We start from the raw sequence: 8,874 nt of genomic DNA, 5'->3' as shown, positions 1-8,874 counted from the left end.
CACCCGGCCTGCCGTACCAGTTGGATCCTCTCATTTCCGGTCGCACATCACATCCGATCCGCCGACCTCCAGGCCGGGCGAGCAGACCAGTTCCACCGTACGCACGCGCCCACGCTATCCGGACGGTTCACGCCGCCCCCACAGATTGGAACCGAGCCACACCGTCAGGCAGGGTGACGGCGGGGAGCGTCCCCGGCCGACACCGGGTTGACCTCACCCGCGACCCGGGCACGGTGGGTCAGGTCGAAGATGGCGACGACGGTGATGGTGGCCGCGCCCAACAGGCCCACCGACAGCGGCGGGAGTCGCGCCGCGACCGGGCTCAGGATCAGGCATGCCACCACGGCCGCGAGGCAGTGCCTCGTCAGGCGGCCGAACACCCAGATCTCGAAGATCATCCGCCCGATGAGGAAGGTCAGCGGCCCGACCAGGATCGCCACGACGCTGCCGGCCGACCGCTGCGCGTCGGGCTCCTTCAGCATCAGCTCGCCGCCGATGCCGGTGAGCAGGATGCCCGCCACCATCACCAGGTGGCTGTAGCTCGCCCGCAGGTTGAGCCGGTACGGGTCCACGGCGGTATCGATCTTCACGGCGAGGCTGCTCGTGGTGCGATAGAAGTAGGTCCACCAGAGGAAGACCACCGTCCAGAAGGTGAGCAGAAATGCGGTGGTGTCCGCCAGGTTTCGCGGCGACAGCCGGTAGAAGTTGCCGGTGGCCAGGATCGTCTCGCCGAGGGCAAGGATGATGAACTGCCGGTACCGCTCGTTGAGGTGTTCGCCCGAGAGGTGCCACTCGTTGGCCCGCGCCCGGCCGAGCCACGGCACCGGCCATCCCAGAAGCGGCGCCGAGTAGTCGATCGCCAGCGCGAATGCCCACAGCAGCACTCGTGCTTCGCCGCCGCTGGCCGCCGCCCCGGCGAACCAGACCGTCGCGGACATCGAATACCAGACGAGTCCCCGTACCGGCCGACGCCAGGCCGGAGTGCCGTGCAGATAGAGGGCCATGACCAGGGTCCGGCCGAGGTGGATCCCGAGGTACGCGCTCACGAAGACGAAGCCCTGGTCGCCGAAGGCGTCCGGAACGTTGATGGACATCAGCAGACTGCCGAGCATCACGCAGATGATCAGAATCTGCACTGTGGGTCGTTCGCAGTCGAGGCTGTCGGTAGCCAGGTTGGTGTTGTACTAGATCCACCAGAAGGCCAGCAGGAAGATCACTGCCTGCGCGTCGGCGAGCAGGCTGGGCTCCTCGACCAGGGTCGCCGACAAGCGACCGAGGGTGAAGATGAAGACGAGGTCGAAGAACAGCTCGACGGCACTGGAGCGCACCGGGTCGACCGGACCCGCCGCGACTTTCCTGGGCATTTGTCCATCTTCGCAGCCGGCTGAGAGGCGAGGACTCGACTGCCTTGATTGATCAGCGCCGGAGAGTTTCGCGGCCTCCCCGACGCGCGCCGCCGGTGTCCCCCCTTCAGAGCCAGCCGTTGTCCCGGGCGGTGCGGACGGCCTCGGCCCGGTCGGCGGCGCCGAGCTTCTGCACAGCGGCGGAGAGGTGGTTGCGCACGGTGCCAGTGGACAGGTGCACCCGACGGGCGATCACCGCGACCGGGGCGCCGACCTCCACCAGCCGCAGCGTCTCCAGTTCCCGAGGGGTCAGCGGGCACGGGGGCAGGGTCAACGCGTCGGCGGCCAGCGTCGGGTCGACGTAGCGCCCTCCGGCGTGCACCCGGCGGATCACGTCGGCGAGCGCCCCACCCGGCGAGCCCTTGGGCAGGAACCCACGGGCGCCGGCGGTCAGCGCCTGGCGCAGGTGCCCGGGACGACCGTGCCCGGTCAGCACGACCACCGCGCACTCGGGTCGGACCCGGGTCATCTCGGCGGCCACCGCGATGCCGTCCAGGCCCGGCATCTCCAGGTCCACCACCGCCACGTCCGGACGGTGCGCCAGCGCCGCGGTGACGGCTGTCTTCCCGTCGGCGGCGTGTGCCACCACCTCGATGTCCGGTTCCAGGGCGAGCAGCGCGGCGACGGCGACCCGGATCAGGTCCTCGTCGTCGGCGAGCAGGACGCGGATCACGACGGCGCCGGCACTGTGGCTTCGAGGGTGAAGATCGCGTCCTCCCGGCGTACCCGCAACTCGCCCCCGGCGGCGGCGAGCCGGTCGGCCAGCCCGCGCAGACCGTGGCTGTGCGCGTCCGGGCCGCGGTCGTCGGCGCCGTCGTTGGCCACCGTCATCCTGGCCAGGTCATCCTCCCGATCGATGCGGATCCGGCACCAGTCAGCCCGGCTGTGCCGCAGCACGTTGGTGCTCGCCTCGCGCAGCACCGCCGCCAGCTCGATCGCGGCGGGCTGCGGCAGGTCCGCCGGCAGTGGCAGAACCGTGCACCGCACGCCGCAGGAGCGCAGCACCCCCACCACCGCGGCGAGCTGTTCGTCGAGGTCGACGGCCCGATAGCCGTGCACGGTCTCGCGTACCTCGCCCAGCGCGGAGGCGGCCAACCGTTGCACCTCTGCGGCCTCCCGCCCGGCCCGTTCCGGGTCGACCGGTGCGAGCCGGGCGGCGAGTTCGGCCTTCAACGCGATCACCGTGAGGTGGTGCCCCAGGACGTCGTGCACGTCGCGGGCGAAGCGCAGCCGTTCCTCGGCGGCGGCGAGCCGGGCCTGAGCGGCCTGGCCCTGCCGGGCCTCCACGAGCAGGTCCCAGAACCAGACCTGGAACCCGTTGACGGCGGCGACCGCCGCGCCGATTGCGCCGGTCACGGCGAGGTGACGCGCAACGGAACCACCGGTCCACCAGGCCACCGCGACCGACACCGCCAGGACGCCGACCGCGACAGCCAGCGCGGCCCGCCACCGCACCAGCAGCGGCGTCATGCCGATCAGCGCCGCGCCGAGCCAGGCCCAGGTCGGCCACCTGCCGGCCGCCACCGGGCCCACCAGCGGAACGGTCAGCACCGCCACCCCGATCAGGCTCAGCTCGGCCCGACGCCGCCAGCGCGGGTCGAGCCACGGCGTCACGGCCGCGTACAGGACGACGGTCTGGGCGATCACGAAGGCGAGGATGCCGACCGCGCCGAGCGTCACCCGGACCTGGTCGGGCTCGCGGGTCAGGCCGACCGCCGGCAGCAGGACGCTCGCCCACACGCCGGTGGCCAGCGACACCAGCGTCGCCCGTCGGGCGCGACGCAGCCGCCGGTCCGCCCGGGTGGTCACCGCCTCGCTCGCCACGCACCGATCCTAGGACCGCCCGGCGCATGGTCCACCCATGCGAACTGTCACGGTCGGGCCGTGCGGTCGGCACGGTTTTTCCGTGACGAACGGGTCTGCCGGCCACACCGGGGGCACCGGCAGGGTCGTAGACATGGAAAACACCAGGATGTACGCGGACGGCCTCACCGCCGTACCGTCGCCCGCGCCCCTGCCCACCGACGAGCCGACCCCCTCGACCCCGACGCCGAGTGCGGCGGCACCGACCGCCGCGGCACCGGCCAGCAGCAGGCGGCGGCTGCTGTGGCACCTGGGCGAGATGGCGCTGGCGATGATCGCCGGGATGCTGCTGCTCGGGCCGTTGTGGGAGCTGCCCGGCGCCGCCCTGGGAGTCTCCGATGCGCTGGCCCGGCCGGACGTCGCCGCACTGGTGATGGCCACGAACATGACCGTCGGAATGACGGTGTGGATGCGCTACCGGGCGCACCACTGGCGTGGGGTCGCCGAGATGGCCGCCGCGATGTACGTGCCGTTCCTGCTGCTGCTCGTGCCGTGGTGGGCGGGCCTGCTGGATGCCGACGCCCTGATGCTCGGCGGTCACCTGCTGATGGTGCCGGCCATGGTGCTGGTGGCGGTGCGTCATCGGCACGAGGCGCCGGTGCCGATCCGCCGGCATCCGGCCGTGGTGGCGCTCGCCCGCCACTGGCCGAGCGGGCTGGCGCTGCTGCTGACGGTGGACATGTGGGTCGATCCGACCGTGCTCAGCCCGTGGACGATGCTGGTGCTGCCCGGCGGCTACCTGGTGATCGGCATGGCCCGCCGCACGCTGGGCGGGCGGGGCGTGCTCGCCACCCAACTCGCCGGTCTGGCCATCTGGGTCGCCCTGACGCTGGTCGCGGTGCTGGCCGGTGGGCGGACCGCCGCCTGGCTGGTGGCGCTCGGGTGGTTGGCGCACGCCGGCTGGGACATCGTGCACCACCGCAACCGCCGGGTGGTGCCGCGCGGCTACGCCGAGTTCTGCGTGGTGCTCGACGTGGCCCTCGCCGCGGTGATGGTGCTGGCCATCCTGACCACCGACGCCTGATCGGGGCCGCCGTCCGGCTCGCGGAACAGCCGCAGCACGGGCCCTGAGACAGCTCTTGTGGCGGTCGCCGCAACGGCCCGGACGGCGTGATGAAAGGCTTGGCACATGAGTTCCGCACCTGCACAGCACGACGCACCGATCGACGCCACCCCCGACGGCACCGACGAGGTGAGCGCCTTCACCGAGCTCGGGCTCCGCGCCGAACTGCTCGGCGCGCTCGCCGCCCTCGGGTACGAGGAGCCGACCCCCATCCAGCGAGAGGCTATCCCACCGCTGCTGGAGGGCCGGGACCTGCTGGGGCAGGCGGCCACCGGCACCGGCAAGACGGCCGCGTTCGCGCTGCCGCTGCTGAACCTCATGACGGCGCACCGCCAGGGCGGCGACCCGGTGGCGCTGGTGCTGGTGCCGACCCGGGAGCTGGCGGTACAGGTCTCCGAGGCGTTCCACCGCTACGGCAAGGACCTGGGCGCGCGGGTGCTGCCGATCTACGGTGGGCAGCCGATCGGGCGGCAGTTGCGGGCACTGGACAGCGGTGTCGACGTGGTGGTGGCCACCCCGGGGCGGGCCCTCGACCACATCGCCAGGGGCACCCTGCGCCTCGGCGGGTTGGCCACGGTGGTGCTCGACGAGGCCGACGAGATGCTCGACATGGGCTTCGCCGAGGACATCGAGGCGATCCTGGAGCACGCTCCGGCGCAGCGTCAGACGGTGCTCTTCTCGGCCACCATGCCCTCGCGCATCGACGGGATGGCCCGCCAGCACCTGCGCGAACCGGTGCGGATCGAGATCGGCCGGGAGCAGCCGGTCGCGGGTGAGGCGCCCCGGGTGCGGCAGAGCGCGTACATCGTGACCCGGGCGCACAAGCCGGCCGCGCTGGGTCGGGTGTTGGACGTGGAGTCCCCGACGGCGGCGATCGTGTTCTGCCGCAGCCGGGAAGAGGTCGACCGGTTGACCGAGACGATGAACGGCCGGGGCTACCGCTCCGAGGCGCTGCACGGTGGCATGAGCCAGGAGCAGCGCGACCGGGTCATGGGCCGGCTGCGGGCGGGCACCGCGGACCTGCTGGTGGCCACCGACGTGGCGGCACGTGGGCTGGACGTCGAGCAGTTGACCCACGTGGTCAACTACGACGTGCCGTCCGCCCCGGAGTCGTACGTGCACCGGATCGGTCGGGTGGGTCGGGCTGGCCGCGAGGGCGTGGCGATCACCCTCGCCGAGCCGCGTGAGCACCGGATGCTCAAGACCATCGAGAGGGTGACCGGCCAGCGGATCACCATCGACAAGATCCCCACCGTGGCCGACATGCGTACCCGGCGGCTGGAGCTGACCCAGGCGGCCCTGCGGGAGAGCCTGCTGGAGGACGACCTCGACCCGTTCCGGGTGATCGTGGAGACGCTGACCGACGAGTTCGACCTGATGGAGGTCGCCCTCGCCGCCGTGAAGCTGGCCCACGAGGTGACGTCGCCGGGCTCCGACGACGAGGAGGAGATCCCGCAGGCCCCGGTCCGTGGGTCGCGCGAGGGCCGACCGGAGGCCGGCGGCCGGGGCGGCGACCGGCGCGGCGGGGGCCGGCCACGCTCCGGCGGCGGCAACACCGTCCAGGTCTTCGTCGGCCTGGGTCGACGCGCCGGGGTGCGCCCGCAGGATCTGGTCGGCGCGATCACCGGGGAGACCGGCATCCGCGGCCGGGACATCGGCTCGATCGAGATCGCCGACCGGTTCTCACTGGTGGAGGTGCCGCAGGGGGTGGCCGACGAGGTCATCTCCGGCTTGCGCTCCAGCACGATCAAGGGCCGCAAGGCCACCGTGCGCCGCGACCGCGGCGGCGACGAGCGCTGAGAACGCGGTCGGCGACCGCCGGAGTACGACGGTCGCCGACGACCCGGCCCGGCGAGGGCGGCGGGAGGGACATGGGCACCCGCCGCCCCGCCGGTGCTAGCCGATGTTTCCGTTGACCACGTTGTTGGCGCCGGCCAGCGACGCGCCACCGGAGCGGTGGTCGTACGCCCGCATCACGTTGTTGGTGACGATCCAGTTGTTGCTGGTGCCGACGGTCATGATCGGCCGGTCCTGGCGGCGGGGCGTCGCGTCGTCGTAGAACTGGTTGCCGATCACCTGGCACAGGTCGGCGTCGCGGCCGAGGATCCCGTTCGCGCCGTTGTCGTGGATGTCGAGCCCCATGATCCGGGTACGTCCGGATGAGGAGACCTCGATGCCGTTGGTGGCGTTGCGCCACAGCCGGCCGCCGATGAACTGGGTCCCCCAGACCTGCCGAAGGTCGGCGCCGCTGCCGGTGCCACTCGTGCCGTTCGACTCCAGGTAGACGTTCTGGAAGATGTTCCGGTGGGCGGGTTCGCGCAGTTCCACTCCGTTGCCCCGGCAACCCCAGACATGCAGGTTGTCGAAGAAGCAGGCGCTGTCCAGCAGCCGTATCCCGGTCTGGCACTCACCGACCCAGACGTTGAGGAACTCGTTGTCGTACGCGACCTTGTTCACGAGGATGCCGACGCCGAGGCAGTCCTCGATGTTGATATCGGTGATCTTGTTGGCGTGGGCGCTGGTGTCCGCGTCCTTGCCGAGGAACTCGATCGCGTGGCTGCCCGAGTTGCCGAAGTGCAGGTGATGGAAGGTCGATCGGGGGCCACGGACGGTCAACAGCACGTTGGAGGTCCGCATGCCGTAGAAGTGCACGTTGGAGATCTGGTTGTACTTACCGCTCGAGACCAGACGACCGGTGTAGCCCGGGGCCGGCTGGATGATCGCCGCGCCGATGTTCTCGCCGGTCCAGGTCACACTCGTCGGAAAGCGAACCTCCGATCCGAGACCGAGCGCGCCCACCGGTTGGAAGATCTCCCCGCCACCGGCCGGCAGCAGGTTCAGCGCCGTGGTGACCTTGTCCGACTCGTCACTGCCGTCGAGCCGGCAGCCGACCCGGGGGTCCCGGAGGCTGAGCGGGGCCTCCCGCACTGTCGTGACGGGCGGCGATCCCGCCTGTTCCGCACCGGCGAGGGTGGCCACCGTGGTCGCCACCGCGGCGCCCGCGCCGCCGGCGAAGAGCACCCGCCGTCCCAACCGTCGGCTCGGTGGATCTGACCGTTGTGGCGCTGCCGGCGGCACCGCACCAGGTGCGCTCACGATCGGTTCCATGCCTCTCCCCCGTTGAGTGCCACCTCGAGCGGCGGGCAGACTCTACTGTGCATTGTCGCGTGCTCGCCGACGCGGATCAGAGGGCGTACGGGCCGAAACGGCCCCAGGCCACCACGGCGGCGAGGACGAGCAGCACCGCGCAGGTGACCGCGCCCTGGATCTCGGTGCGACGCCCCTGCTGGGTGGTCTGCTGCTTGCCGGCGCGCAGGTGCACCAGGAGGCCGCCGATCATGACGATGACCAGCCCGACGGCGGCGAGCGGGGTGAGCACTGTGGCGATGCCGGTGGCAGCGGGCAGCACGAGCCCGACGGCGGCCAGCAGCTCGACCGCGCCGAGCGACTTGACCTGTGACGGTGGAACGGGGTCCACCCACCGCATCACGTCGCGCAACTTCTCCTTCGGCTGGCTCAGCTTGGCCAGCCCGGCGCCGGCGAAGACGGCGGCGAGCAGGAACTGAATGATCCAGAGCACCACGTTCACGGGGGGTTCCTCCAGGGGCCGCCTCGCGGCGGAGAGGTGGTTGACGGTGCAGACGAGACAGTAGACCTCCCCGCGTACCGAAAGGGCCCCCGCCGTCGCAAGACGGCGGGGGCCCGGATCGTCGGAGCGTCAGACCGCGAAGAGCGCCGGCCCGTCAAGCGTCTTCACGTCGGCCGGGCGCAGCGCCAGGGCGAGCACGTCGGCCACGTCGGCCAGGGTGTGCACGGTCAGCGCCTCACGCACCTCGGTCGGCAGGTCGTCCAGGTCGGGCTCGTTGCGCGCCGGGATGATCACCTCGGTGAGGCCGGCCCGGTGCGCGGCGAGCAGCTTCTGCTTCACCCCACCGATCGGCAGCACCCGACCGGAGAGCGTCACCTCACCGGTCATCCCGAACTCGGGACGGACCGGGCGGCCGGTGACCAGCGACGCCAGGGCCGTGACCATGGTGATGCCGGCGCTCGGACCGTCCTTGGGCACCGCGCCCGCCGGGAAGTGGACGTGGATCCGGCGTCCCGCGAGAGCGTTCGGGTCGATGCCGAACCGCCGCCCGTTGGAGCGCAGGTAGGAGAGCGCGATCTGCGCCGACTCCTTCATCACGTCACCGAGCTGGCCGGTCAGGGTCAGCCCCGGCTCGCCCTCCATGCTGGTCGCCTCGATGAAGAGCACGTCCCCGCCGGCGCCGGTGACGGCGAGGCCGGTTGCCACGCCGGGCACCGCGGTGCGCTCGGCCGACTCCGGGGTGAACTTCGGCCGCCCCAGGTAGCGGGTGAGGTTGTCGGTGTCGACGCGTACCGGCGACGGGTCGGTCGCCAGCGTCACCGCCACCTTGCGCAGGATCTTGGCGAGGCCACGTTCGAGCTGCCGGACCCCGGCCTCTCGGGTGTACTCCCCCGCGATCAGCGCCAACGCCTCGTCGGCGATCTCCACCTCGTCGGCGGTCAGCCCGGCCCGCTCCC

General features: G+C 71.8%; 7 protein-coding genes and 1 pseudogene. 2 read left to right on the top strand and 6 right to left on the bottom strand.

Going from position 1 to position 8,874, the window contains the following annotated elements:
• Nucleotides 1-164: 164 nt before the first annotated feature.
• The 3 genes and pseudogenes from ABZ749_RS21990 to ABZ749_RS21980 form a co-directional block, all read right to left on the bottom strand.
• Nucleotides 165-1,364: pseudogene (locus ABZ749_RS21990) on the bottom strand (low temperature requirement protein A).
• 106 nt (nt 1,365-1,470) lie between these two features.
• Nucleotides 1,471-2,076, bottom strand: a complete 606-nt coding sequence (locus ABZ749_RS21985; protein ID WP_357230423.1) for a response regulator transcription factor — start codon at nt 2,074-2,076, stop codon at nt 1,471-1,473.
• On the bottom strand, nt 2,073-3,227 hold the full coding sequence (locus ABZ749_RS21980; protein WP_357230420.1) for a histidine kinase: 1,155 nt from the start codon (nt 3,225-3,227) through the stop codon (nt 2,073-2,075). Before ABZ749_RS21980 ends, ABZ749_RS21985 begins: the two co-directional genes overlap by 4 nt.
• A gap of 133 nt (nt 3,228-3,360) precedes the next feature.
• Here ABZ749_RS21980 and ABZ749_RS21975 point away from each other — a divergent pair, with 133 nt between their 5' ends.
• The gene (locus tag ABZ749_RS21975) at nt 3,361-4,290 is read left to right on the top strand and encodes a hypothetical protein (protein WP_357230417.1); all 930 of its coding nucleotides are present in this window, start codon (nt 3,361-3,363) and stop codon (nt 4,288-4,290) included.
• A 105-nt stretch (nt 4,291-4,395) separates the two neighbouring features.
• On the top strand, nt 4,396-6,129 hold the full coding sequence (locus ABZ749_RS21970; RefSeq protein WP_357230414.1) for a DEAD/DEAH box helicase: 1,734 nt from the start codon (nt 4,396-4,398) through the stop codon (nt 6,127-6,129).
• Nucleotides 6,130-6,225: 96 nt separating this feature from the next.
• Here ABZ749_RS21970 and ABZ749_RS21965 read toward each other — a convergent pair whose 3' ends face one another.
• The 3 genes from ABZ749_RS21965 to ABZ749_RS21955 form a co-directional block, all read right to left on the bottom strand.
• Nucleotides 6,226-7,437 (bottom strand): right-handed parallel beta-helix repeat-containing protein, encoded by a 1,212-nt coding sequence (locus ABZ749_RS21965; RefSeq protein WP_357230411.1) that lies wholly within the window; start codon nt 7,435-7,437, stop codon nt 6,226-6,228.
• A gap of 76 nt (nt 7,438-7,513) precedes the next feature.
• A complete protein-coding gene (locus ABZ749_RS21960) occupies nt 7,514-7,918 on the bottom strand; it encodes a DoxX family protein (RefSeq protein ID WP_357230408.1) in 405 nt (134 codons plus the stop codon).
• A gap of 129 nt (nt 7,919-8,047) precedes the next feature.
• The coding region (locus tag ABZ749_RS21955) for a S16 family serine protease (RefSeq protein ID WP_357230405.1) at nt 8,048-8,874 on the bottom strand (827 nt) is incomplete at its 5' end.

Source organism: Micromonospora sp. NPDC047753 (genome assembly GCF_040642735.1).
GTDB lineage: Bacteria > Actinomycetota > Actinomycetes > Mycobacteriales > Micromonosporaceae > Micromonospora.
This window is presented reverse-complemented; position numbering and strand designations above follow the sequence as displayed.

Excerpts from the sequence above, each read along its gene's own strand:
- ABZ749_RS21970 (WP_357230414.1), top strand. The coding sequence starts at position 4,396 with ATGAGTTCCGCACCTGCACAGCACGACGCACCGATCGACGCCACCCCC.
- ABZ749_RS21965 (WP_357230411.1), bottom strand. The coding sequence starts at position 7,437 with ATGGAACCGATCGTGAGCGCACCTGGTGCGGTGCCGCCGGCAGCGCCA.
- ABZ749_RS21975 (WP_357230417.1), top strand. The coding sequence starts at position 3,361 with ATGGAAAACACCAGGATGTACGCGGACGGCCTCACCGCCGTACCGTCG.